Genomic DNA, 350 nt, shown 5'->3' with positions numbered 1-350 from the left:
CAGCTTCTTCGCCGCGGCAAGATCGTACTTCAAGTCAAAGCTCGGCTTGCCGAACCACGGGCTCGACGGGTCGACTTGTCCCTTCGCGGGCTTGGCGAGCCCGTTCATCAGGCCGACGACCTCGTCGCGGTTGATCGCAAGGTTGAGCGCCTTGCGCAGGCGGATGTCGGTCCAGGGCGAGCCCGGCAGCACGCTGAGATGATAATTCCAGACATGCGGCGTGACGTTGTCGACGATCTTCATGCCGGCGGCCTTGAGCTGCGGCACGGCATCGGGCGCTGGCGTCTCGATCAGGTCAACCTGGCCGGCAAGCAGCGCATTGGTGCGCGTCAGCGCCTCCGGCATCGGCA

Annotated in this window: 1 protein-coding gene; it reads right to left on the bottom strand. The window is 65.1% G+C overall.

Features of this window, described 5'->3' with window-relative positions; translation table 11 throughout:
- On the bottom strand, nucleotides 1–350 hold a 350-nt coding region (locus tag G8O24_RS43175; RefSeq protein WP_244646444.1), incomplete at both ends, for an ABC transporter substrate-binding protein.

The organism is Bradyrhizobium campsiandrae, from assembly GCF_014529705.1.
In the GTDB taxonomy this organism is placed as follows: domain Bacteria; phylum Pseudomonadota; class Alphaproteobacteria; order Rhizobiales; family Xanthobacteraceae; genus Bradyrhizobium; species Bradyrhizobium campsiandrae.
Note: the sequence above shows the minus strand (reverse complement) of the source record. Positions and strands in the feature narration are given on the sequence as shown.